The organism is Streptomyces sp. NPDC044704, assembly GCF_056433525.1.
This window is the reverse complement of record NZ_JBWKGY010000004.1, coordinates 377,703-398,311: the sequence shown is the minus strand read 5'-3', so window position 1 is coordinate 398,311 and position 20,609 is coordinate 377,703. Positions and strand designations below refer to the sequence as shown.

Genomic DNA, 20,609 nt, shown 5'->3' with positions numbered 1-20,609 from the left:
GCGCCCGGTACCCCTGCTCGGCGTGCGCCGGACCGCCGCCCTGCGCCCGTGCGGCGAGGCCGATCGTCCGTCAGCCGACCCGGGGTCGCCGCGGCGGGGCTATGCGTATCCGTGCAGCCGCCGGCGCACTGTCGATGTCGTCGAGTTGCGCGACGACCGTGCGGCGCAGCTCTTCGTAGTCCTCGAAGCGGTGGTCCTGGAACAACGTGTAGCCCGTCCACATCAGGTTCGCGCACACCCGCGCCGGAACCCGCCCGGTCTGGGCGCCCATGCCGACCAGGGCCACCGACCGGATGCTGCCGGGTGTCCGCTGGTTCTGCTGGTGGACCGCCTGGAACGCCGCGGCGCAGGCCAGGGCCACGTTGAGGGTCTCGCTGACGTTCTGCGAGGACGATTCCATGGTCGGCGTCGATATCAGGAACCTCGGACTGGTCGCTCCGGACGCGACCGCCACCGCGCTGCCCACCGGGAGGCTTCCCGCGAACCGGTCGCGGATCGCCCGCTGTACGCGCAACTGGATGCCCGCGCCGAGGTGCCGCTTGATCGCCGCGTCGACCCCACCGTCCATCCGGCCCCGGGAGTTGGTCGGGCTGACCCAGGCGTCGACGTCCTCGTCGAGGATCGAGCCCCGCCGGATCTCGATCCCGGGGGTGTCCGCGAACGCCGCCCGCCAGGCCTCCACCACCGCGGTGTTGATGTCCGTCAGCACCACCCTCAGCGACGACTGCACAGGTTCCACCGTCATGATCCACTCCGCTCGGATAGGGTTCTTGCACTGCTCACGACGTTAGCGCGGCCCACTGACAACGCCGCGGCCAAGAGCCGTCCGTGACGGTCCGTCACGATGGCTGGTGTCAGAGGCCGGTGTTAGCCTGCGGCCAGATTCCACCGAACGTGGCGCGGCGCCCCGTCCTGCCGGCACGGGGCCGGCGGCGGTCGGCTCCCGTGGCGCGCTCCACGTGGTGTGCCGTCAGCTGCCAGAACCTCCGCGCGAAATCACCTGCTTCGCGGCCCGGGCGGCCGCCTCCCCGAACACCCACGTCTGCATCAGCACCCTCTGACGATTCGGAGTCCCTTCCCGATGCGTGAAGAAAACGTCCCGGCCGAACCCGGCGCGAACGATCCGCTGGCCCTCGCCGAACTGTTCAAGGGCGGCGGTGAACCGTGGCTGCCGCTGCTGAAGCCGGTCATCGAGGCGCAGCCGGACGCGGCGGGTTTCATCGGCCAGGGCCGCGGCCCCGAGGTCGTTCCCGTCCGCGAACTGACCTTCCAGGCACTCAAGCCCCACCCCCCGCACCAGTGGAAGGTGGTGGTCTTCGGCCAGAACCCGTACCCGAGGCCGGAGAGCGCCACCGGCATAGCCATGTTCGACAACACCTTCCACGACTGGAAGGACAGCCAGTTCGGCCGGGTCGTCAGCATCCGCTGCATCATCAAGGCGGCGGCGATGTGGAAGTACGGCATCCCGAAGAAGACTCCGATCGCCGACGTCCGGGCGCTCCTGGCGGAGCGGGACACCGTCCAGCCGCCCGAGTGGTTCCAGGCGATGCTGACGCAGGGCGTGCTGCTGCTGAACGCGGCGCTCACCGCCAGCGGCGACGGGTCGATGGCGCCCGGCCGGCACACCGCGTTCTGGCGCCCGGTCGCCGAGCGGATCGTCGAGGAGATCCTCAAGGCCAAGCAGGACGCCGAGGACGAGGAGGACCGCGGCGTCGTCTTCGCGTGGTGGGGGGCTCACGCGCGCAGTCTGAAGAACGTCGTCCTGCGGCTCCAGAAGAAGTACCCGGACGTCGAGGTCCGTCACATCGACCACGCCAACCCGGCCGCGCAGGGCGACGTCTTCTGCGAGGGCGACCACTTCCGCATGGTGAACGCGGCCCTCGCGTCGCTGGGCGCCGACGAGATCGACTGGCTGCCGAGCAAGGGCTGGAACCAGGAGGCGGCGGAGGCGGGCGGGACGAACGCCGGCGGCACCGCCGATCGCATGGGCGCGTTCATCGCGTCCACCATGGAGCTGCACCAGCTGTACCTGGAGCGTCTCTCCAGCGTCAAGGACGAAGGCCTCGTCCTCCCGGCGATCACCGGCGTGTTCGACACCCCGCTCATGGAGTTCAAGGAGGCCGTCGCCCCGGTCGCCGAGCTGCTGTCCACGCTCGACCGCCACGTCAAGCTGTCGCACGAGTTCGGTCTTCAGCGGGCGGACGAAACGGCGGCCGCCGGGGCCGCGGGCGCCGGCGGCCTGTCCGCCGACGCGATCTCCGCCCTCTACCTCTACACCTGCGAGTCCGCGTTCTACCGGGAGATCAACGCGGTCCTGCGCGCCCCGGACCGGGCCAGGGTCGTCCCGTACCTGCCCTACCTGAGGCTGCTGTTCTCGGCGGTGTCGCAGCTGCCCGCCCGCACGGAACCCCTGTGGCGCGGCGTGTCGCTGGACCTGCGCGCGCAGTATCCGCTGGGCAGGACCGTGACGTGGTGGGGCGTGTCCTCGTGCACGTCGAAGGTGGGCGTGGCCCGGGCGTTCCTCGGCAGCCGCGGCAAACGGACCCTCTTCGAGGTGACGCCCGTCCGGGCCGTGGGGATCCGCCGCTTCTCCGCGTTCACGGACGAGGAGGAGTTCATCCTGTCGCCGGGCACGCAGCTCAAGGTGACGGAGGTGAAGGCCGAACGCGGCGGCCTGTGCACCGTGAAGCTGACCGAACTGGAGGAACAGACCCTCGTGTCCTGAGCGGGGATCCAGCGAGCCCGAGGGCCTCCGGCGCGCGCGTGTCCTAGCCTCGGTTCCCCAGGGCTCACACCATCACCCGGAAGGCAGGCTCGATGGCCTCGACGACGCAGAAGATCACCCCGTTCCTGATGTTCGAGGGCAGGGCGGAGGAAGCGATGACCTTCTACGCCTCCCTGTTCGAGGACGCCGAGATCGTCGAGGTCACGCGCTACGGCGCCGACGGCCCCGGCGAGGAGGGCACGGTGGTGAAGGCCACGTTCTCGCTCGCCGGGCAGCAGTTCATCTGCATCGACAGCCACGTCAAGCACGCCTTCGGCTTCACCCCGGCGCTGTCGCTCTTCGTGCAGTGCGACACCGAGGCCGAACTCGAACGCCTCTACGGGGCCCTGGCCGAGGAGGGTGAGGAACTGATGCCGCTGGATTCGTACGGCTTCAGCACCCGGTTCGGCTGGGTGAACGACCGCTTCGGAGTCTCCTGGCAGCTGAACCTGCCCTGACCGGAGCTGCGCCGACCGGAGCTGCGCCGACCGAACCCGCCGCGGCCGCCCCGCCCGATCTCTTCGGCCGGGTGGGGCGGTCCGCCGCCGTCGCCGGTCCGCTCCTCCCACCCGCGCCGGTTGAGGCGGGTGCGGCGGGGCAGGCGCGAGGAGCACGGACGAGCCACAGGCACGCGCTCCTACCGCGTGCACGCGACCGAAAGAGGTGAACCCCGGTGCGCATCGCCATCCTGACCGCGCCCGAAGGCGTCGAGGAGATCGAACTCACCGAACCGTGGAAGGCCGTCGAACGGGCCGGCTGGAATCCCCGGCTGGTGTCCACGGAACCCGGCCGGGTCCGCGCGTTCCACCACCTCGACAAGGCGGGCACCTTCGCCGTCGACCACGTCCTGGCCGGTGCGAGTTCGGAGGCCTTCGACGCCCTGGTGCTGCCCGGGGGCGTCGCCAACCCCGACGCGCTGCGCATGGACGCACGGGCCGTCGGGTTCATCCGCAGCTTCTTCGAGGCGGGCAAGCCCGTCGCGGCGATCTGCCACGCCCCGTGGACGCTGGTGGAAGCCGACGTCGTCCGCGGCCGCACCCTCACCTCGTGGCCGAGCCTGGCCACGGACATCCGCAACGCCGGAGGCACGTGGGTGGACGAGTCCGTGCGGGTCTGCCACGCCGCGCCCGCGACGCTGATCACCAGCCGCAAGCCCGACGACCTCCCGGACTTCTGTACCGCGTTCGTCAAGGAATTCGGGGCAGCCGGACAAGCGGCGGCATGAGCGGCCGCCGCCGGCGCGCCGCGAACGGCGCCCCCTCCAGGAAGGAATGACACGACGTCATGGGTACTCCTCCCAACGACCCCGTCCCGCCCAGCCCGACCCCCGCCCCGGGGCCCGGCCCCGGTCCGCAGCCAGGACCGCTCCCCGGCCCGGTGCCCGCCCCGGGCGGCCCGGACCCGGTACCGCCGGCCCCGCCGCAGCCCGAACCCGATCCGCGGCCCTCACCGGCTCCGCGCCCCGACCCGCAGCCCCACCCGGGCCCGCTCCCCGGACCCGTACCGGCCCCGGAGCCCGTCACCTGAGACCGCCGGCCGTGGCGGTGCACGCGCCCCCGGCCCACCGAACGGAGTGATCTGGACATGCGTACCGCAGCGGCAAGGGCCATGGGCGTGGCCACCCTCGGATACGGAGTGGCGGTGGCCTGCCGTCCCCGGTTGCTGGCCCGCCCGTGCGGGCTCTCGGAGGTGGGCTCCTCGGCGTTGCTGATCCGGGCCCTGGGAGTCCGGGACGCGGTCATCGGCGCCGCGATGGTGACGGTCCCCGGGGGTGCGGCGCTGCGTACGGCCGTTCTGTGCCGGGTCGCCGCCGACGCGGGGGACGCGCTGCTGTTCGGCACGTTCCTCGCCCGCCGGACCGAGCGCGCCGTGGCCGCCTCGGCGGCGCTGACCTGGGCGGCCCTGTGCGGGTGGACGCTCACCGACGCCGGCCGGGCGACAGCGCCGCTCGTGCGGGACGCGGCCAACGTCGCGGTACGGGGCGCCCAGGCCGCCTCGCGGGCGGAACTCTGACGACCCCGAGAAGCCCTCAGGCGGCGTGACGGCCGTGCTGGTCGTCGTGGCCGCGCAGCACGTGGAAGGACCCGGCGCGGGGCGCCGGGTCCTCTTCGTGCGGCGTGAACATGTACTCCTCGTAGCGGCCGAGGGCGAGCACGGCGCACAGGAGGAACGGGGGCACGAGGAGCAGGGCAAAGATCACGGCGGTCCCTTCTCGGGGAGTCGGGTCGGACGGCGCGGATCCGCGAGCTGGCGCTGCTCGTGACGAGCCGGCTCCCTTCCTGAGGGCCTGACGGTCTGATGGTCCGAGGGGTACTGATGTTCACCATGCGACCACAGCGGGCAGCCTGCAATTTGTGCCCGTTTGTCAGGGGTGCCGGGATCGTTGATCCGGTCGGTGCCTGCCCCGCCGCGTATGCCCGCTCGGCCCCGCCCCAAGCGGCCCCGGTTGCCCGCCGTGGCACGGGGTAGCCGCCCGGCAGGCCCACAGGACCACACGCATCACACGGACCGCGCTGGACCACACGGGCCACACCGATCACACGGACCACGAGGAACCGAGGAGGCGCCGTGACGGATCTGGACCCCTTCACCGACGTGCACGACGGCCCGATGTACGTGGTCACGGTCGCGTCCGGCGGCGAGCGGGCGGGCTGCCTGGTGGGCTTCGCCTCGCAGTGCTCGATCGACCCGCCGCGGTTCGTCGTCTGGCTGTCGGTCGCCAACCGCACCTACCGCGTCGCGTGCGGCGCCGAACACCTCACCGTGCACCTGCTGCGCCGCGGCCAGCGGGCACTGGCGGCGCTGTTCGGCGAGGAGCGGGGCGACGTGGTGGACAAGTTCGCCCGGGTCGGGTGGCACGCGGGGGAAGCGGGCAGTCCCGTACTGGACGAGGTGCGCACCTGGTTCACCGGACGGATCGAAGGGCGGATCGAGGGCGGGGACCACGTCGGGTTCCTCCTGGCACCCGAAGCCGTCTGCCCGCCGCACGAGGGCCCGCCACCCGCCCTGCTGCGCTTCCGGGAGCTGCAGGACCTGGACGCGGGCCACCCGGCCTGACCGAAGCGGCCCCGGACCGCCGTCGCGGTCCCGTTCGGTAACGCCCGGAAAGCGGGCGTTTCAACCGGTCCGGAACGGCAAGGCGCCCGGCATGGTGCGAATCGGATACACGATGATGACCGAGCAGGCCGGCCCCCGGGAACTGGTGGGCCACGTCGTGGGAGCGGAGCGGGCGGGGTTCGACTTCTCCGTCATCTCGGACCACTCCTTCCCCTGGCTGACCTCCCAAGGGCACGCCCCCTACGCGTGGAGCGTCCTGGGCGCCGCCGCGCAGGCCACCACCCGGATCCCGCTCATGACGTACGTGACCTGCCCGACGTTCCGCTACCACCCCGCGGTGATCGCCCAGAAGGCGGCCACCATGCAGCTCCTGTCCGAGGGGCGGTTCCGGCTGGGTCTGGGCTCCGGCGAGAACCTCAACGAGCACATCGTCGGCGCGGGTTGGCCCGCCGCCCACGTCCGTCTGGAAATGCTCGAAGAAGCCGTCGGAATCATCCGCTCCCTGCTGGCCGGCGGGAACGTCAGCCACCACGGCGCCCACTTCGACGTCGAGAACGCCAGACTGTGGGACCTCCCCGGCACCCCGCCCCCCATCGGGATCGCCGTCTCCGGGGACCGCTCCTGCGAGATCGCCGGCCGGTACGCAGACCTGCTCATCGCCACCGAGCCGAAGCAGGAACTGCTGACCGCGTTCGGCGCCTACGGGGGCTCCGGCAAACCCCGCGTCGGCCAGCTCCCCGTCTGCTACGACCCCGACCGCGACGCGGCGGTGGCACGCGCCCACGACCAGTTCCGCTGGGCGCTCGGCGGCTGGAAGGTCAACGCGGAACTCCCCGGCCCCGAGAGCTTCGCCCAGGCCTCGCAGCACACCAGGCCCGAGGACGTCGCGGACGCCATCCCCTGCGGAGACGACGTGGACGCCTTCGTCGACGCCGTACGCCCCTACGCCGACGCCGGATTCACCGAGATCGCCCTGGTCCAGATCGGCGGCGACCAGCAGGAACCCTTCCTCGAATGGTCCGAGACCAAGCTGCTCCCCGCCCTGCGGGAGCTCTGAGGGCGTCCGCGGGACCGTTCGGCCCTTCCGGGATGCCGGACGGCTCGCGAGGGCCCAGGCTGTCCCCGAGACGGCCCGACGGGACCGGCACGGGCACGGACGGAGAACGCGGTGGCGAGTGACGCGGACCCCCGGCACGAGGACCCCGGACACGAGGACCCCGGACACGAGGACCCCTGGCACGAGGCCCCCCGACACGAGGGCGCAGCCGGCGCGGGGCCCGGCAGCGGGCAGGACGCCCCCGGCGACTGGAGTTCCCCCGTCACCCTGCGCGTCAACGGCGTGCCCCACGCCCTCCGGCTGGACCACCGCGTCACCCTTCTCGACGCGCTGCGCGGTCACCTGGAGCTCACCGGAGCGAAGAAGGGCTGCGACCACGGCCAGTGCGGAGCCTGCACCGTGCTGGTCGACGGGCGGCGGGCCAACAGCTGCCTGCTGCTCGCCGTCGCCCAGGACGGCGCGGAGATCACCACCGTCGAAGGTCTCGCGGACCGCGCCGGACACGGCCCGCACCCGCTCCAGCAGGCGTTCCTGAAGCGGGACGCCTACCAGTGCGGCTTCTGCACACCCGGCCAGCTCTGCTCCGCCGTCGGAGCCGTCGAGGAGGCCGCCGCCGGCCACCCCTCGCACGCCACCCCCGCCTCCGCCCTGTCCCGGCCCGGCCCCGTCGCGCTGACCGCGCAGGAGATCAGGGAACGGCTCAGCGGCAACCTCTGCCGCTGCGGGGCCTACCCCCGCATCGTCGACGCCGTGACGGACGTGACCGCGTGAAGCCCTTCGCCTACGTACGCGCCACCAGCCTCCGCGAAGCCGCCGCCGCCCACGCCCGCCACCCGGGCGCCCGCTACCTCGCCGGCGGCACCAACCTCGTCGACCTCATGAAACTGGGAGTCGAGGAGCCCCGGGCCCTCATCGACCTCAGCAGGCTCCCGCTGCACGAGGTGCGGGAGCTGCCCGACGGGACCCTGAGCATCGGCGCCACGGCCCGCAACAGCGACGTCGCCGCACATCCGGCCGTACGCGCCCGCTACCCCGCCCTCGCCCAGGCCCTGCTGGCCGGCGCCTCGGGACAGCTGCGCAACATCGCCACCACCGGCGGCAACCTGCTCCAGCACACCCGGTGCCCGTACTTCCAGGACGTCTCCACGCCCTGCAACAAGCGCGAGCCCGGCACCGGATGCGCCGCCCGCGACGGGATCCACCGCGATCACGCCGTCCTCGGCCACTCCGCCCACTGCATCGCGACCCACCCGTCCGACATGGCGGTGGCCCTGGCGGTGTTCGACGCCGCCGTGGAGCTGTACGGCGATCAGGGCACCCGTACCGTGCCGGTCACGGAATTCCACCGGCTCCCCGGAGACCGGCCCGAGCAGGACACCGTCCTGCGCGGCGGGGAGATCGTCACCGCCGTCCTCCTGCCGGCCGCCGCACCCGGCGCGGTCTCCCTCTACCGCAAGGCCCGCGACCGGGCCTCGTACGCCTTCGCACTGGCCTCGGTCGCGGCCGTCCTCCAACTCGAAGACGGCCGCGTCCGGCGCGTCGCGCTGGCCTTCGGAGGTCTCGCCCACCGGCCCTGGCGGGCCGCCACCGCCGAGGCCCTCCTCACCGGAGCCGAGCCGACGGAGGCCGCCCTCCGGGAGGCCGTCGACGCGGAACTCGCCCACGCCCTGCCCCTGCGCGACAACGCCTTCAAGGTGGGCCTCGCCGCGAACCTCGCCCGCGACGCGCTCGCCACCCTCACCCGCCGGGCGGCCGGGCACGCCCCCTGACGGACGCCGCCGAACACCACGAGGAGCACACCCATGCGGCACGCGGCACTCGGTACCCCCGCCGACCGGACGGAGGGGCCGCAGAAGGTCACCGGCGCGGCGCGCTACGCCGCCGACCACGCCCCGCCCGGACGCGTCCACGCCCGGCCCGTCCCCGCCACCGTCGCCCGCGGCCGGGTCACCGCCGTGGACACCGCCGCCGCCCTGCGGCTGCCCGGCGTGCTCGACGTCCTCACCCCCTACGACGCGCCCCGGCTCGGCCCCTCCGACGACCCCACGCTCCAGGTGCTCCAGGACACCCGGGTCCCGCACCGCGGCTGGTACGTGGCCCTGGTCGTCGCGGAGTCCCCCGAGGCCGCCCGGGCCGCCGCGGCGGCCCTCCGGATCAGCTACGCGACCGAGGAACACGACGTCGGCCTGCACACCGGCCACCCCGGCGCCTACACCCCGGAGCAGGCCAACGGCGGCCACCCCGCCCACCGGGAGCACGGCGATCCGGACGCCGCCCTCGCCGCCGCCCCCGTCCGGGTCGACTGCTCCTACACGGTGCCGCCGCTGCACAACCACCCCATGGAGCCGCACGCGGCCACCGCCGACTGGGACGCCGGGCGCGGCCACCTCACCGTGCACGACTCCAGCCAGGGAGCCGGCCCGGTCCGCTCCGCGCTCGCCTCCCTCTTCGCCCTCCCCGAGGACCGGATCACGGTGGTCTCCGAGCACGTGGGCGGCGGTTTCGGCTGCAAGGGAACACCCCGCCCGCACGTGGTCCTCGCCGTCATGGCGGCCCGCCGCACGGGCCGCCCCGTCACCCTCGCCCTGCCCCGGCGCCAGCTGCCCGCCACCGTCGGGCACCGCGCGCCCACCCTGCACCGGGTCCGTCTCGGCGCCCGCCCGGACGGGGTCCTCACCGCACTCACCCACGAGGTCACCACCCACACCTCCCGGGTCAGGGAATTCGTCGAGCAGGCCGCCGTCCCCGCCCGCGTCATGTACGCCGTCCCCGACAGCCGCACCACGCACCGGGCCGTCGCCCTCGACGTGGCGACCCCCTCCTGGATGCGCGCCCCCGGCGAGGCCCCCGGCATGTACGCACTGGAATCGGCGATGGACGAACTCGCCGAAGCCCTCGGCCTCGACCCCGTCGAGCTGCGCGTCCGCAACGAGCCCGCGACCGAACCCGACAGCGGCCGCCCCTTCAGCAGCCGCCACCTCGTGGAATGCCTGCGCGAGGGCGCGGACCGCTTCGGCTGGGCCGCGCGGCGCACCCCGCGCCGGGACGGACCGCTGTGGTACGGCACGGGAGTGGCCGCCGCCACCTACCCGTACCTCCTGGCCCCCTCCACCGCCCGCGCCCACGCCCGGCCCGACGGCGGCTACCTGGTCGAGATCAACGCCACCGACATCGGGACCGGCGCACGTACCGTCCTCGCCCAAGTGGCCGCCGACGCGCTCCGGGTGCCGCTGGAGGCGGTGACCCTCGCCATCGGGCACACCGGGCTGCCGAAGGCCTCCCTCGCCGGAGGGTCCTGCGGGACCGCCTCCTGGGGCTCGGCGGTGCACGACGCCTGCGCCGCCCTCGTGGCCCGCCTGGCCCGCCACCACGGCCCGGTCCCCGCCGCCGGCCTGTCCGCGTCCGCAGACACCGCCCAGTCGGCCGCGCAGCAGTCCCCGTACGCCCGTCACGCGTTCGGCGCGCACTTCGCCGAGGTCCAGGTGGACACGGTCACCGGCGAGGTACGCGTCCAGCGGCTGCTCGGCGTCTTCGCCGCGGGCCGCATCCTCAACCCGGTCACCGCACGCTCCCAGTTCGTCGGCGCCATGGTCATGGGCATCGGCATGGCACTGACCGAGCACAGCACCGTCGACCCTGTCCACGGGGGTTTCCTGGAGAGCGACCTGGCCGCCTACCACGTGCCCGTGAACGCCGACGTGCCCGACATCGAAGCCCACTGGATCGAAGAGCACGACAAACACCTCAACCCCATGGGCAGCAAGGGAATCGGGGAGATCGGCATCGTCGGCACGGCGGCCGCGATCGGCAACGCCGTCTGCCACGCCACGGGCCGGCGCCTGCGGAGCCTGCCCCTCACCCCCGACCGCGTCCTGCCCGCGCTCGGCTGACACCCGGCCCGCCCGCGAGGAGTGCCCGGGGAGGCGACGGGTAGGCGCCCCCTATGAACCGCGCCGCTCTGTTCGACGTCGACGGCACCCTCGCCGACACCAACCACCTGCACGTCGTCTGCTGGTGGGAGGCCCTCCGGCAGGCCGGCCACGACGTCGCCACGCACGACATCCACCGCGCGATCGGCCTGCCCGGCGAGGACCTCCTCGCCCACCTGGGCGACGACCGGGACACCGGCGAGGACGAGGCGCTCAGCGCCGCCCACACCACCCTCTACGCCACGTACTTCGACCGGCTGCCCGCGCTGGACTCCGCGGCCGGACTGCTGCGCGAGCTGGCCCGCCGGGACTGGCGGGTCGTCCTCGTCACCTCCGCGAAGGACGCGGAACTCGACGCCCTCAGACGGGCCGTCGACGCCGACGACGCCATCACGGCGACGGCCACCTCCGACGACGTGGACGAGGGCAAGCCCGCACCCGATCCGGTGCGCCACGCCCTCGGCCTCGTGGACGCACCCGCGCACGGCGCCGTGTTCGTCGGAGACACCGTCTGGGACATGCGGGCGGGCTCGCGGGCCGGCGTCGCGTGCGTGGGACTGCTCTGCGGCGGCATCCCGCGGCACGACCTCGAAGAGGCCGGCGCCCGCGCCGTGTACCGCCACCCCGCCGACCTGCTCGCCCACCTCGACAGCAGCCCGTTCGCGGACGGATGAGCCCGTGCGCGGGTTTGCCCGGCGAAAGGGCGGGCAGCCGCGCGTCAACAAATGCGAGGCCCCAGGACGGAGGCCGGAGATGTCAACAACCATGCTGATCGTCGTCATCGTCATCGCGGTGATCGTGGTGATCGCGATCGCCGCGCTCGTGGGAATGCAGACGCGACGGCGACACCTGAGAGAACGGTTCGGACCCGAGTACGAGCGCGCGGTCCAGGAAGAGGGCGGCCAGCGGGCCGCCGAACGCGACCTGCGCGCCCGCGAGGAACGGCACGACAAGCTCGACATCAAGGAACTGCCGCCCGAGCGGCGACAGCAGTACGCCGAGGAATGGAGCGGAGTCCAGGAACACTTCGTGGACCGCCCCGAAGGCTCGGTGTCCGAAGCCGACGCGCTCGTGTCGCGGCTGATGGGCGAACGCGGTTACCCCACCGAGGACTACCACGGCGCCGTCCGCGACCTGTCCGTCGAACACGGACGCACCCTGGAGCACTACCGGGCGGCGCACGACATCAAGGAACGCAGCGGGAACGGGCAGGCGACGACCGAGGAGCTCCGCGGGGCGATGGTGCACTACCGCGCCCTGTTCGAGGAACTGCTCACGGACCAGAGGAGCCGGTGACATGCAGATACACGGCGACAACGACAGGGAGGCGCGGGCCACCCAGCCCGGCCTGACCACGGAGGACCTCGCGCACCCGGGAACCGGAGCGGGAACGGGAGCGGGGGACGGACGGGAGGCACCGGTCTACCCGGGCGAGGCGACCGCCGGCCGCGCCGACGAGCCCTCCCGGCTCGACGAGGAATCCCGGCTGGACGAGCCCTCGCGGCTGGACGAGCCCGACCCGAACGGCGTGAACGACCCGAGGACCGGCCGTCTCGACACCGGCACCGGCACTGGCGCCCGCACCGACGCCGGTACCGACGTCGGCGCCGACCACGGCGCCGACGAGGCCGGTCCGCTCCTCGGCAGCACGGAGTCGGAGGGCTACCGCAAGGCGTGGAGCGACATCCAGAGCCGCTTCGTCGACGACCCGCAGGAGGCGGTCAGGTCGGCCGACACCTTGGTGGCCGAGGTCATGCAGACCCTGGCCAGTACCTTCTCCGCGCACAAGCAGGGCCTGGAAGGCCGGTGGGACCGCGGCGAGCAGGTGGCGACCGAGGACCTGCGCCTGGCCCTGCAGCACTACCGCTCCTTCTTCAACCGCCTGCTCAACACCTGAGCGGCTCAACACCTGAGCCGTCCTGAGACGAACGCGGGCCCGCGCCCCGCCCCTTGCCGGGGCCGGGCGCGGGCCCGCGTTCGCGCCGCTCACGCCGTGACGAGCTCACGCCGTGACGAGCCGGTCGGCGAGACCGTCCAGGCGCTGTCGCAGCGTCCGGTCCGCGGCGAGCGGGGCGGTGTCCGCGCCCGCTCCGGCCCGCAGCCCGGCGAGGAACTCCCCGACGGCCTCCACCGATGTGTACAGGGGCTCCCAGGAGAGTTCCTCCCGGGCCCGGGTCGCGTCCATGAGCGGGAGCCGCAGCACGGCGTCGAACAGGTCCGGGGACGCCGGGACCAGGTGCAGCCGCCACGCCGCCGCGAGGGCGGCCCGCACCGGCCCGGCGGGCATCGACAGGCTCCGCGCGTCGAAGAGGCGCGCCAGGACGTCGGAATCCACGGGAGGCTCGGCGGCCAGGTTGAAGGCGCCCCGCACGGGGAGGGCGACGGCCGCCCGGTAGGCGCTCGCCGCGTCGTCGGTGTGCAGGGCCTGGAACCGCAGCCCGGGCAGGTCGGGCACGGCCGGGACCAGCCCGGGGCGCACCAGCCGGCCCGGAAGGAGCCGTCCCGCGAAGATCCGGCGCTGCTCGGAGGCGGACTCCCGCTTGAAGAGGAAACCCGGGCGCATGCGCACCACGCGGATCTCCGCGTGCTTGAGCTCGTAGGTGTCGAGGACCCGTTCGAGGTACGCCTTCTCCCGGGTGTACGCGGCCTGCGGCCACCCGTGGGTGGGCCAGGTCTCGTCCACCGCACGGTCCTTGGGTCCGGGGGAGTAGGCGCCGACCGACGAAGCGTGGACGAGGGCCGGTACCCCCGCGGCCGCCACGGCGTCGAAGACGCGCAGGCTCCCGAGGACGTTGGTGCGCCACGTGTCGGCCGGGTGGTGGGTGGGCTGGAACTTCCAGGCGAGGTGGACGACGGCGTCCGCTCCGGTGAACAGCGGTACGAGGTCCTCGCCGCCCGGCTCGACGTCCACGGCCCGCCACCGCGTCTTCGCCGGGCGCCAGCCCGGTACGCGCCGGGCCAGGCCCAGCACGGAGGCCACCGCCGGATCCTCGGACAGCGCGCTGACGACGCTGGTCCCGACGTTCCCGGTGGCCCCGACGACCACGACGTGCAGGCCCGCTCCTCCGGCTTCCGGTCGCTCTGGGCTGTCCGCAGGTGTCCGACGCATGGGCCCGGTCCTCTCCAGGGGTACGGTCGGCGTCCGCGGCCCGGGGGCGGGGCACCCGTACCGGCCGGGGCACGGCGCGGACGCACGTGGGGCGCCTACCCTTGCTCCGGTACGGCACTCCAGGGCCGCCGAGGGGTTTCGGCCGGGCGGGCCGGGTACGCGCTCCCTATGACGCCACTGAAGCCGTCGACCCCGTCGACCACGGCCAAGGGACCGGCCATGGGACAGGCGCCGCCCGAACGCCTGGATCCCCCCGTTCCCGCCGAAGGCCCCCTGCCCAGGGACCACACCCAGGCGATCCTGGAGACCACCAAGCTGGTCGCAGCGCTCCTGAAGCGGTCCGGACCGCCGTTCGCCCTGGCCGGCAGCGTGGCCGCGTTCGCCCACGGACTGCCCGCCCGCTTCCAGCACGACACCGACTTCTGCGTCCGCCCCGAGGACGCGGACGCCGCCATCAAGGCCTTGGAGGACGGCGGGATCGAGATGCGCCGGGCCCCGGAGGACTGGCTCGTCAAGGGCCGGTCCGGCGGGGAGGAGATCGACCTGATCTTCGAGCTGGCGCGGCGGCCGGTGAGCACGGAACTCCTGGAGCGGGCCGACGTCAAGGCGGTGGACTCGGTGTGGATGCCCGTCCTCGCGCCGACGGACCTGATGGACAGCCGTCTCTCCGCGCTCTGCGAGCACTACTGCGACTTCGGCGACCTGCTGCCCATGGCGCGCATGCTGCGGGAGCGGATCGACTGGGACCGGCTGGACCGGGACCACCGGTCGGAGCCGCTGGCCGACGCGTTCCTCCACCTGCTGGAGCGGCTCCGCGTCATCGACGGCCGGACCGCCGCCGGCTCCGTACGGAAGGAGACGCCATGACGGCCCACGAGAGGGTGGAGTACCGCATCGAGCACCTGCGTGACCGGATGGCGCGCGAGGACCTCGCGGAACTGGGCGTGCGCGTGGAAGCCCGCGGGTCGGGCGCGGTGATCTCGGGCAGCGTCTCCAGCCCGGAGTGCCGGGCGGAGGTCCTGCGGCTCGCCGCCGAGGAACTCGCCGGACTGGAGTGGCGGGAGGACATCACGATCAGCCGCTCCGCACCGCCCGGCCGGGCCGAGGAGCTGTCGTGATCCGGGTCGCGGCCGTCGGGGACGTCCACCTCGGCCCCGGCAGCGCGGGATTCCTGCGGCCCGCCTTCGACACCCTGGGCGACTGCGCGGACCTGCTGCTCCTGGCCGGTGACCTGACGCGCCACGGCACCCGGGAGGAAGCGCGGGTCGTCGCGGGGGAGGTGGCCGGGCTCGCCGTCCCCGTGGTGGCCGTGCTCGGCAACCACGACTACCAGAGCGACCAGGAGGAGGCCGTGGCCGCGGAGCTGACGGCCGCGGGCGTCCACGTACTGGAGGGCACCTCAGTCGTGCTCGACATCGACGGCACGAGGGTCGGCGTGGCGGGGACCAAGGGCTTCTGCGGCGGCTTCGCCGGTCGCAGTGGCAGCGAGTTCGGCGAACCGGAGATGAAGGCGTTCATCCGGTACACCCGCACCTGCGCCGACGGACTCGCGCGGGCCCTGAGCGACCTCCGGGAGGACGGCAGCGAACTCCGCATCGCCCTCACCCACTTCGCTCCGGTTCCGGACACGCTCGCGGGGGAGCCGCTGGAGATCTACCCCTTCCTCGGCAGCTACCTCCTCGCGGAGGCGATGGACGAGGCGGGAGCGGACCTCGCCGTCCACGGACACGCCCACTCGGGCACCGAGCACGGCATGACGGCGGGAGGGGTGCGGGTCCGCAACGTGGCGATGCCCGTCATCGACCGCGCCTTCGCCGTCTACCACCTCCCGGGCCGTTCCGAGGCCGCCCACGTGTGAGACGGACCGCGCAGACCGAGGGGGCTCCTGGAATCCAGGAGCCCCCTCGGTCTGCGCGGTCCGTCGGCCTACGCCTCGTCTCCCGGCGGCTCCGCGGCCCCGCCCGGCTGCTCCGCCCGCTCCGCGTCGAGGACGGGGTCACCGGTCGGCTCTTCCCCGTCGTCGTCGGGCAGTGCGCGGAGGTGGCCGATCACCGTGTTGGCCACGGCCACCAGCGGGACGGCGACGACCGCTCCGCCGATCCCCGCGACCAGCCCGCCCGTGGCCACGGCCAGGATCACCGCGAGGGGGTGGACCCGGACGGCCCGCCCCAGGATGAACGGCTGCAGCACGTGGCCTTCGATCTGCTGCACGAGGAGCACCACCAGCAGGGCCAGGAACGCGGTGAACACGCCCTGGGTGACCAGCGCGACGATCACGGCGAGCGCGCCGGAGGCGACGGCGCCGACCAGCGGCACGAACGAGGCCAGGAAGATCACGACACCGATGGGGACGGCGAGGGGCACACCGAGGAGGTAGATGCCCACACCGATGAACAGGGCGTCGATCAGGGCGACGAGCATCGTCCCGCGTACGTACGCGGTGAGCGTCCGCCAGGCCGGCGGGCCCGCGCCGGCCACTCCGGGCCGGGCGGCGGCCGGGACCAGCTTGAGCGTCCACTCCCAGATCCGGCGGCCGTCGTAGAGCAGGAACAGCGTGCAGAACATCGCCAGGAGCATCCCGGTGATGACCTCCAGCAGGACCGTCACCCCTTGGAGCCCCGTCGAGGTGATCTCGCTGGTACTGGTGCCGATCGCCTCGCTGATCTTCTCGGCGATGTCGTTGATCTGCTGCTCGGTGACGTGGAACGGGCTGTCGAGGAGCCACCGTTTCAGCTCGTCGACGCCCTCCTGGAGGCGTCCGGACAAGGTGTCGAGATTGTCGAGAACCTGCCATACGACGAACCAGCCGACCAGGCCGAGCACGAGGAAGCCGCAGATCGCCGTCACCGCGGTGGACAGCCCCTGCGAGAGCCCCCGGCGGTGCAGACGGGCGACCGTCGGCTGGAGCAGGGCGGTGACCAGCAGTGCCACGACGAAGGCGAGGGCCACCAGCCGGACGGCCCCGATCACCCGCATCACGACCCAGAGGGCGCCGGCCAGGACCAGGAACCGCCAGGCCGTCTCGGCGGCCACCCGCACCCCCCAGGGCACCGCCTGGGCCGGGTCCGGGATGCGGGGGCGTGCCCTGCGGGCCCGTGCGGCCCGTTCCCGTTCGGCTTCCGCTTCCTCCTCGGCCTCGCGCCGTGCCTGGGCCTGCGCACGGCGTTCACCGAGCGCGGCCGCGCCGTCTCTCACGCGGTCGAGCCACGTGTGGATTCCGGGCATCCGGATCCCCCTTTCGCGTCGTTGCCCTTCTGCCCCCGTTTCGGGCGATCAGCCCAGTCGATCCGACGTCGCTGGCGCGCCGGCCGGGCCGCCCCCGAACGCCCCCGGCCGTCGTGGGATGCCGACGCGATGCGGGGTAGGCGCCGTACATGAACAGACACGCCCCCGACGCCTCGCCGCGGGCCCGGGAGACATCGGTCCTGGACGCCTTGTCGGCACGGTGGCTGCGGACCCTGGACCGCCTCGAACGGAACACCGCGGCGGACCCCGCGATCCGGGCCCTCCAGCGGCGGATCCGCTCGCTCCCGCTGGGCGACGTACGCGAACTGCTGCGCGGCCGGCCGCTGGGCCATCCCGTCCATCCCCTTCTGGTGCAGGTGCCGATCGGCTGCTGGCTGTCGGCCGGCGTACTGGACCTCGTACCCGGAGCACAGCGCGCGGCGACGACCCTGACGGCCGTCGGACTGGCCGGAGTGGCGCCGGCCGCCATCACGGGCTGGGCCGACTGGGCGGACCTGCCGCCCGAACAGGCCCGGGTCGGACTGGCCCACGCGGCCTCGAACGCCGTCGCGGTCGGCTGCTACGCGATGTCCCTTGCGGCCCGCCTGGGCGGCCGGCCGGTGCAGGGCAGGCTGTGGTCGACGGGCGGGCTGGCGGCGCTCGCGCTGACCGGCGCGCTCGGCGGGCACGTGGCGTACCGGCAGGCGGTCGGAGCCGACCCGGCACCGTGAGTCATGGGCTCAGATGCCGGGCTCAGGCGCGCTCAGGTGACGGACGCCCCGACGACCAGGTCGCACAGGGCGGGCATGCCCCCCTCGGCCAGGGCCCGGCGCTGCCGGTCGGCGGGCGTCCCCTCCTGGAGGAGCCGGTGGACCAGCGAGCCCACCTCGCGGTGGTCGCCGCTCTCCTCCAGCGCCGGAGCGATGTACCGCAGGAGCAGGGACAGCACGTCACCACTGCTGCGCAGCCGGCCCAGGGGATCGACCAGGGCGCCGCTCAGCCCGTGCCGGGCCGCGTGCCAGGTGGCGGCCTGCAAGAGTTCCGGCGCGCACGCGGCGGGCTCGGCTCCGGCCCGCTCGTCGGCGATGGCGACCGTGACCAGCGCGCGGACGATCCCGGCGAGCATGACCGCGTCGTCGGCCCTGAGCTGTACGTCGGCGCACCGGAACTCCACCGTGGGGTACCGGTCGGAGAGCCGGGCCATCCAGTAGATCTGCCCCCGGTCGGCGATCACCCCCGACGCGACCAGCGCGTCGAGCCGTCGCTCGTAGTCGGCGAAGCCCTCGAAGTACGGCGGCGGTCCGCTCACGGGCCACCGGCTGAACACGATGGTGCGCCAGCTGGCGAAGCCGGTGTCCCGTCCGTCCCACAGGGGCGAGTTCGCCGACATCGCCAGCAGCGTCGGAAGCCAGACGCGGATGCGGTTCAGCACCGCCACACCGGTCTCGGGGTCGGGCACGGCGACGTGCACGTGCATGCCGTTGATCAGCTGCTCGTCGACCAGTTGCCGGGCCGCCCCCTCCATGGCGCGGTACCGCGGCTTCTGCGTGACGGGGACCGGCGCCGCGTTCCTGAGCGGCGCGGCCGCCGTCGCCGCGAGCCGGCAGCCGTGCTCCTCGGCGGCGGACGCGAGCGCGTGGCGCAGCCGCAGCAGGTGGCCCCCGACCTCCTCCAGCTTGGAACAGATCGGCGTGGCGACCTCCACCTGCGCCTGGAGCAGCTCGTCCTGCACCTCGCCGTCCTCCGTGATGGACCCGAGACCGGCGGTCGCGCGCACCTCCTCGGCCCGGGACACGGGACGGAAGGTCGCGGGGTCCACCAGCAAGTACTCTTCCTCGACTCCGAGAGTGATCACACGGTGCGGCTACCCCGATTACGGCAGAACACTTACGCGCCCCTGGCCGGAGGTACAGAATTGGTGCCTTCCGGGGCGGGGGAGGACACGGATGGGCCGCAGGCTGATACGCATCGTGATACCGGGGGCGCTGCTGCTCTTCGCGCTGTGGTACGGCTCGTACTACACGACCATCCTGGTGTGGGAGCTGCGCAAGCTCTTCTCGTGGATCTGGCTGCCGGTGCTCCTCGGGCTCCCCTGGGTGATCCGTCCGCTCGTCCTGCGGGGGCGTGCCTCCGCCGGCGGCACGGCCGTGCACGTCCTCGGCGGGGTGAGCGTCGTCGCGGGCCTGGTCCTGGGAGTCTGCTGGCTGGTCTACGGCGCCTACCTCCAGGACCGCGCGTACATGGAACGCACGACGACGGTGACCGAGCCGGTGCCGGACCTGGCCGCCCGCTCGCCCTACGTCGTCGGCCGGGCGCAGGCCGCCCCCCACCTGGGCGACGTGACCGGTGAGATCGCGGACATCACCTACCTTCCGGACTCCGACCGGTTCGCCACCCTCGTCGAGCGGCGCGGCTGGCTCGCGGGGTACGAGGTCGGACTCGTGCAGGAGGTCCCGCTGGGCAGCGGCGGGCGTTCCCAGCAGCGCTGCGAGTTCGAGGTGGACACCGCCGACGCCCGGATCGGGGGCTGGTTCGGCCACAACCTCGGCCGGAAGATCTCCGACCGGCAGCGCGGGGTCCGCTTCGATGCCGACGACGTCTACGTGACCTGCCGGGCGGACGGCACGCCCGTTGTGGTGGTCCCCCTCAAGCGCCAGACCGGGATCCTCGTGGTCACCGAGCGGCCCGCGGGCACCGCCCTCTACGACGGCCGCACGGGCCGGCTCACGATCACCACCGACACGGCCGCCGTTCCGGGCGCGTCGTACCCGCTCAGCCTCGCGGCCCGCCAGCGCGAGGCCACGGCCGCCGTCGGCAGCTTCAGCGACTGGTGGTTCGAGCGCAGCGGCTGGGACGCCTCGGAGGACGGCGCCAACGAAGGGAACGAATCCGATTTCACCCTCCGTTACCGCGACGGCACCGGCAGCGCCTACGTCACCCCCCTCACGCCGCAGGGCGAGGCCAGCTCGGTCGTAGCCGTCTCCACGGTCCCCACCCGCCACCAGGGGAGTTCGCTGGCCCCCCTGACCGTCCACCGCCTCGACCCGACCTGGGCGTCCCCGAAGGCGATCGTCGCCCTGATCAAGGCCGAGTACCGGGACGTCTGCTGCTACAACGACGACAGGGTGTTCGAGGTCGCCCCGACCGGCGGCAGCAGCTGGACGGCCACCATCGGCAGCGAACAGAACATCCGCTACCGGGTGGAGGGCCGGGGCCAGATCGGGGGCCGGGAGGTGACCTGCCTGAAGGCGGCCGACGGCGCACTCATCCGGTGCGCCTACGCGGCGCCCGGTTCACCCGAGGAACAGGAACTCAAACGCCGCGAGGAGGACAAACGCAAGACGGAGACACCGGCCGCTCCTCCGGGTACCGGCGACCTCTCCGCCTACACCCCCGAACAGCTCGCGGAACTCAACCGCCGCCTCAGCGAGGAGATCAACCGGCGCCTGAAGAAGACGTGAACCGGAT

The 20,609-nt window shown here is 73.4% G+C and carries 22 protein-coding genes; 17 read left to right on the top strand and 5 right to left on the bottom strand.

Features of this window, described 5'->3' with window-relative positions; translation table 11 throughout:
• Positions 1 to 70: 70 nt before the first annotated feature.
• Entirely contained in the window at positions 71 to 745 is a 675-nt protein-coding gene (locus tag AC07B0_RS12665; RefSeq protein ID WP_478897951.1) for a macro domain-containing protein, read from the bottom strand.
• A gap of 336 nt (positions 746 to 1,081) precedes the next feature.
• Here AC07B0_RS12665 and AC07B0_RS12660 point away from each other — a divergent pair, with 336 nt between their 5' ends.
• The 4 genes from AC07B0_RS12660 to AC07B0_RS12645 all read left to right on the top strand — a co-directional run bounded on the left by AC07B0_RS12660 (position 1,082) and on the right by AC07B0_RS12645 (position 4,777).
• Entirely contained in the window at positions 1,082 to 2,725 is a 1,644-nt protein-coding gene (locus AC07B0_RS12660; RefSeq protein ID WP_478897949.1) for an ADP-ribosyltransferase domain-containing protein, read from the top strand.
• A 92-nt stretch (positions 2,726 to 2,817) separates the two neighbouring features.
• On the top strand, positions 2,818 to 3,222 hold the full coding sequence (locus tag AC07B0_RS12655; RefSeq protein WP_467299007.1) for a VOC family protein: 405 nt from the start codon (positions 2,818 to 2,820) through the stop codon (positions 3,220 to 3,222).
• A gap of 215 nt (positions 3,223 to 3,437) precedes the next feature.
• Positions 3,438 to 3,989, top strand: coding sequence for a type 1 glutamine amidotransferase domain-containing protein (locus tag AC07B0_RS12650; RefSeq protein ID WP_478864313.1), 552 nt, complete (start codon positions 3,438 to 3,440; stop codon positions 3,987 to 3,989).
• Between the two features lie 359 nt (positions 3,990 to 4,348).
• The gene (locus AC07B0_RS12645; RefSeq protein ID WP_356872943.1) at positions 4,349 to 4,777 is read left to right on the top strand and encodes a hypothetical protein; all 429 of its coding nucleotides are present in this window, start codon (positions 4,349 to 4,351) and stop codon (positions 4,775 to 4,777) included.
• 16 nt (positions 4,778 to 4,793) lie between these two features.
• Here the strand turns inward: AC07B0_RS12645 and AC07B0_RS12640 are convergent, their stop codons facing one another.
• The gene (locus AC07B0_RS12640; protein WP_356872941.1) at positions 4,794 to 4,964 is read right to left on the bottom strand and encodes a hypothetical protein; all 171 of its coding nucleotides are present in this window, start codon (positions 4,962 to 4,964) and stop codon (positions 4,794 to 4,796) included.
• 368 nt (positions 4,965 to 5,332) lie between these two features.
• Between AC07B0_RS12640 and AC07B0_RS12635 the strand changes: the two genes are divergently transcribed.
• From AC07B0_RS12635 to AC07B0_RS12600, 8 genes are all read left to right on the top strand, one after another.
• A complete protein-coding gene (locus tag AC07B0_RS12635) occupies positions 5,333 to 5,821 on the top strand; it encodes a flavin reductase family protein (protein WP_478897947.1) in 489 nt (162 codons plus the stop codon).
• Between the two features lie 91 nt (positions 5,822 to 5,912).
• Positions 5,913 to 6,878 (top strand): LLM class F420-dependent oxidoreductase, encoded by a 966-nt coding sequence (locus AC07B0_RS12630; protein WP_478897945.1) that lies wholly within the window; start codon positions 5,913 to 5,915, stop codon positions 6,876 to 6,878.
• A gap of 267 nt (positions 6,879 to 7,145) precedes the next feature.
• Positions 7,146 to 7,649 carry a 2Fe-2S iron-sulfur cluster-binding protein gene (locus AC07B0_RS12625; protein ID WP_478864379.1) on the top strand — a complete coding sequence of 168 codons (504 nt, stop codon included), beginning with the start codon at positions 7,146 to 7,148 and terminating at the stop codon, positions 7,647 to 7,649.
• A complete protein-coding gene (locus tag AC07B0_RS12620) occupies positions 7,646 to 8,647 on the top strand; it encodes an FAD binding domain-containing protein (RefSeq protein WP_478897943.1) in 1,002 nt (333 codons plus the stop codon). Before AC07B0_RS12625 ends, AC07B0_RS12620 begins: the two co-directional genes overlap by 4 nt.
• A gap of 33 nt (positions 8,648 to 8,680) precedes the next feature.
• A complete protein-coding gene (locus AC07B0_RS12615) occupies positions 8,681 to 10,768 on the top strand; it encodes a xanthine dehydrogenase family protein molybdopterin-binding subunit (protein ID WP_478897941.1) in 2,088 nt (695 codons plus the stop codon).
• Between the two features lie 53 nt (positions 10,769 to 10,821).
• The gene (locus AC07B0_RS12610; RefSeq protein ID WP_478897939.1) at positions 10,822 to 11,481 is read left to right on the top strand and encodes an HAD family hydrolase; all 660 of its coding nucleotides are present in this window, start codon (positions 10,822 to 10,824) and stop codon (positions 11,479 to 11,481) included.
• Between the two features lie 79 nt (positions 11,482 to 11,560).
• Positions 11,561 to 12,103, top strand: coding sequence for a hypothetical protein (locus AC07B0_RS12605; protein WP_356872929.1), 543 nt, complete (start codon positions 11,561 to 11,563; stop codon positions 12,101 to 12,103).
• Position 12,104: 1 nt separating this feature from the next.
• Complete coding sequence (locus tag AC07B0_RS12600; RefSeq protein ID WP_478897937.1) at positions 12,105 to 12,704, top strand: hypothetical protein; 600 nt, start codon at positions 12,105 to 12,107, stop codon at positions 12,702 to 12,704.
• Between the two features lie 105 nt (positions 12,705 to 12,809).
• Here the strand turns inward: AC07B0_RS12600 and AC07B0_RS12595 are convergent, their stop codons facing one another.
• Positions 12,810 to 13,916, bottom strand: coding sequence for an NAD-dependent epimerase/dehydratase family protein (locus AC07B0_RS12595; protein ID WP_356872925.1), 1,107 nt, complete (start codon positions 13,914 to 13,916; stop codon positions 12,810 to 12,812).
• Positions 13,917 to 14,084: 168 nt separating this feature from the next.
• On the opposite strand from AC07B0_RS12595, the gene AC07B0_RS12590 reads away from it, so the two are divergent.
• The 3 genes from AC07B0_RS12590 to AC07B0_RS12580 are packed head-to-tail and all read left to right on the top strand — an operon-like array spanning position 14,085 to position 15,774.
• A complete protein-coding gene (locus AC07B0_RS12590; protein ID WP_478897934.1) occupies positions 14,085 to 14,783 on the top strand; it encodes a nucleotidyltransferase family protein in 699 nt (232 codons plus the stop codon).
• On the top strand, positions 14,780 to 15,034 hold the full coding sequence (locus AC07B0_RS12585; protein WP_356872921.1) for a hypothetical protein: 255 nt from the start codon (positions 14,780 to 14,782) through the stop codon (positions 15,032 to 15,034). The genes AC07B0_RS12590 and AC07B0_RS12585 overlap by 4 nt, the downstream gene beginning before the upstream one ends.
• A complete protein-coding gene (locus AC07B0_RS12580; protein ID WP_356872919.1) occupies positions 15,031 to 15,774 on the top strand; it encodes a metallophosphoesterase family protein in 744 nt (247 codons plus the stop codon). Before AC07B0_RS12585 ends, AC07B0_RS12580 begins: the two co-directional genes overlap by 4 nt.
• A 68-nt stretch (positions 15,775 to 15,842) precedes the next feature.
• Here AC07B0_RS12580 and AC07B0_RS12575 read toward each other — a convergent pair whose 3' ends face one another.
• Positions 15,843 to 17,141, bottom strand: coding sequence for an AI-2E family transporter (locus tag AC07B0_RS12575; RefSeq protein ID WP_478864320.1), 1,299 nt, complete (start codon positions 17,139 to 17,141; stop codon positions 15,843 to 15,845).
• Positions 17,142 to 17,290: 149 nt separating this feature from the next.
• Between AC07B0_RS12575 and AC07B0_RS12570 the strand changes: the two genes are divergently transcribed.
• Positions 17,291 to 17,872, top strand: coding sequence for a DUF2231 domain-containing protein (locus AC07B0_RS12570; RefSeq protein WP_478897932.1), 582 nt, complete (start codon positions 17,291 to 17,293; stop codon positions 17,870 to 17,872).
• Positions 17,873 to 17,904: 32 nt separating this feature from the next.
• On the opposite strand, the gene AC07B0_RS12565 is transcribed toward AC07B0_RS12570, so the two are convergent.
• Complete coding sequence (locus AC07B0_RS12565) at positions 17,905 to 18,996, bottom strand: carboxylate-amine ligase (protein WP_478897930.1); 1,092 nt, start codon at positions 18,994 to 18,996, stop codon at positions 17,905 to 17,907.
• Between the two features lie 91 nt (positions 18,997 to 19,087).
• Here AC07B0_RS12565 and AC07B0_RS12560 point away from each other — a divergent pair, with 91 nt between their 5' ends.
• Complete coding sequence (locus AC07B0_RS12560; protein ID WP_478864323.1) at positions 19,088 to 20,602, top strand: hypothetical protein; 1,515 nt, start codon at positions 19,088 to 19,090, stop codon at positions 20,600 to 20,602.
• The last annotated feature ends 7 nt before the right edge of the window (positions 20,603 to 20,609 follow it).

Bases quoted from the DNA above. Each gene is read 5' to 3' on its own strand.
- AC07B0_RS12615 (WP_478897941.1), top strand. From the start codon at position 8,681: ATGCGGCACGCGGCACTCGGTACCCCCGCCGACCGGACGGAGGGGCCG.
- AC07B0_RS12585 (WP_356872921.1), top strand. From the start codon at position 14,780: ATGACGGCCCACGAGAGGGTGGAGTACCGCATCGAGCACCTGCGTGAC.
- AC07B0_RS12595 (WP_356872925.1), bottom strand. From the start codon at position 13,916: ATGCGTCGGACACCTGCGGACAGCCCAGAGCGACCGGAAGCCGGAGGA.
- AC07B0_RS12575 (WP_478864320.1), bottom strand. From the start codon at position 17,141: ATGCCCGGAATCCACACGTGGCTCGACCGCGTGAGAGACGGCGCGGCC.
- AC07B0_RS12645 (WP_356872943.1), top strand. From the start codon at position 4,349: ATGCGTACCGCAGCGGCAAGGGCCATGGGCGTGGCCACCCTCGGATAC.
- AC07B0_RS12655 (WP_467299007.1), top strand. From the start codon at position 2,818: ATGGCCTCGACGACGCAGAAGATCACCCCGTTCCTGATGTTCGAGGGC.
- AC07B0_RS12560 (WP_478864323.1), top strand. From the start codon at position 19,088: ATGGGCCGCAGGCTGATACGCATCGTGATACCGGGGGCGCTGCTGCTC.
- AC07B0_RS12630 (WP_478897945.1), top strand. From the start codon at position 5,913: ATGGTGCGAATCGGATACACGATGATGACCGAGCAGGCCGGCCCCCGG.
- AC07B0_RS12605 (WP_356872929.1), top strand. From the start codon at position 11,561: ATGTCAACAACCATGCTGATCGTCGTCATCGTCATCGCGGTGATCGTG.
- AC07B0_RS12570 (WP_478897932.1), top strand. From the start codon at position 17,291: ATGAACAGACACGCCCCCGACGCCTCGCCGCGGGCCCGGGAGACATCG.
- AC07B0_RS12600 (WP_478897937.1), top strand. From the start codon at position 12,105: ATGCAGATACACGGCGACAACGACAGGGAGGCGCGGGCCACCCAGCCC.
- AC07B0_RS12660 (WP_478897949.1), top strand. From the start codon at position 1,082: ATGCGTGAAGAAAACGTCCCGGCCGAACCCGGCGCGAACGATCCGCTG.
- AC07B0_RS12590 (WP_478897934.1), top strand. From the start codon at position 14,085: ATGACGCCACTGAAGCCGTCGACCCCGTCGACCACGGCCAAGGGACCG.
- AC07B0_RS12665 (WP_478897951.1), bottom strand. From the start codon at position 745: ATGACGGTGGAACCTGTGCAGTCGTCGCTGAGGGTGGTGCTGACGGAC.
- AC07B0_RS12610 (WP_478897939.1), top strand. From the start codon at position 10,822: ATGAACCGCGCCGCTCTGTTCGACGTCGACGGCACCCTCGCCGACACC.